We start from the raw sequence: 1,690 nt of genomic DNA, 5'->3' as shown, positions 1-1,690 counted from the left end.
ATTAATGCTCCTTAGAAAGGAGGTGATCCACCCGCACCTTCCGGTACGGGTACCTTGTTACGACTTCGTCCCAATCGCCGATCCCACCTTAGACAGCTCCCTAACAAGTTTGAGCCACTGGCTTCGGGTGTTACCAACTTTCATGACGTGACGGGCGGTGTGTACAAGGCCCGGGAACGTATTCACCGCAGCATTGCTGATCTACGATTACTAGCGACTCCGACTTCATGGGGTCGAGTTGCAGACCCCAATCCGAACTAAGACCGGCTTTCAGCGATTCGCTCCACCTCACAGTGTCGCTGCGCGTTGTACCGACCATTGTAGCATGTGTGAAGCCCTGGACATAAGGGGCATGATGATTTGACGTCATCCCCACCTTCCTCCGAGTTAACCCCGGCAGTCTCTCATGAGTCCCCAACCAAATGCTGGCAACATAAGACAAGGGTTGCGCTCGTTGCGGGACTTAACCCAACATCTCACGACACGAGCTGACGACAACCATGCACCACCTGTACACCAACCACAAGGGAAACTACATCTCTGCAGCGATCTGGTGTATGTCAAGCCCAGGTAAGGTTCTTCGCGTTGCATCGAATTAATCCACATGCTCCGCCGCTTGTGCGGGCCCCCGTCAATTCCTTTGAGTTTTAGCCTTGCGGCCGTACTCCCCAGGCGGGGCGCTTAATGCGTTAGCTACGGCACAGAAGACGTGGAAGCCCCCTACACCTAGCGCCCACCGTTTACGGCATGGACTACCAGGGTATCTAATCCTGTTCGCTACCCATGCTTTCGCTCCTCAGCGTCAGTAACTGCCCAGAGACCTGCCTTCGCCATCGGTGTTCCTCCTGATATCTGCGCATTTCACCGCTACACCAGGAATTCCAGTCTCCCCTACAGCACTCAAGTTATGCCCGTATCGCCTGCACGCCCGGAGTTAAGCCCCGGAATTTCACAGACGACGCGACAAACCACCTACGAGCTCTTTACGCCCAGTAATTCCGGACAACGCTCGCACCCTACGTATTACCGCGGCTGCTGGCACGTAGTTAGCCGGTGCTTCTTATACAGGTACCGTCACTTGCGCTTCGTCCCTGTCGAAAGGAGTTTACAACCCGAAGGCCGTCATCCCCCACGCGGCGTCGCTGCATCAGGCTTCCGCCCATTGTGCAATATTCCCCACTGCTGCCTCCCGTAGGAGTCTGGGCCGTATCTCAGTCCCAATGTGGCCGTACACCCTCTCAGGCCGGCTACCCGTCGACGCCTTGGTAGGCCATTACCCCACCAACAAGCTGATAGGCCGCGAGCTCATCTTGCACCGAAAAAACTTTCCAACCACCACACTAAAGACGGTTCCTATCCGGTATTAGACCCAGTTTCCCAAGCTTATCCCAGAGTGCAAGGCAGATCACCCACGTGTTACTCACCCGTTCGCCACTCGAGTACCCCTGCAAGCAGGGGCCTTTCCGTTCGACTTGCATGTGTTAAGCACGCCGCCAGCGTTCGTCCTGAGCCAGGATCAAACTCTCCACAAAAAAGGCCGTGAAAAGCCCAAACCTAACAAAAAGACAAACCAAACCATGCATCACATCCGCGCTGCACAAACAACACGAACACCACACGGACTGGCTATCCAAAAATTACATAAAGAAAATAAACTTCAACCAACCCCCAACCCGACGGGGCACAAAAA

General features: G+C 54.7%; 1 rRNA gene. It reads right to left on the bottom strand.

Annotated elements, in window-relative coordinates:
• Positions 1–15: 15 nt before the first annotated feature.
• Positions 16–1,532, bottom strand: a 16S ribosomal RNA gene (locus QP922_RS12750).
• Positions 1,533–1,690 lie beyond the last annotated feature (158 nt).

The organism is Corynebacterium sp. MSK218 (assembly GCF_030232655.1).
In the GTDB taxonomy this organism is placed as follows: Bacteria; Actinomycetota; Actinomycetes; order Mycobacteriales; family Mycobacteriaceae; genus Corynebacterium.
This window is presented reverse-complemented; position numbering and strand designations above follow the sequence as displayed.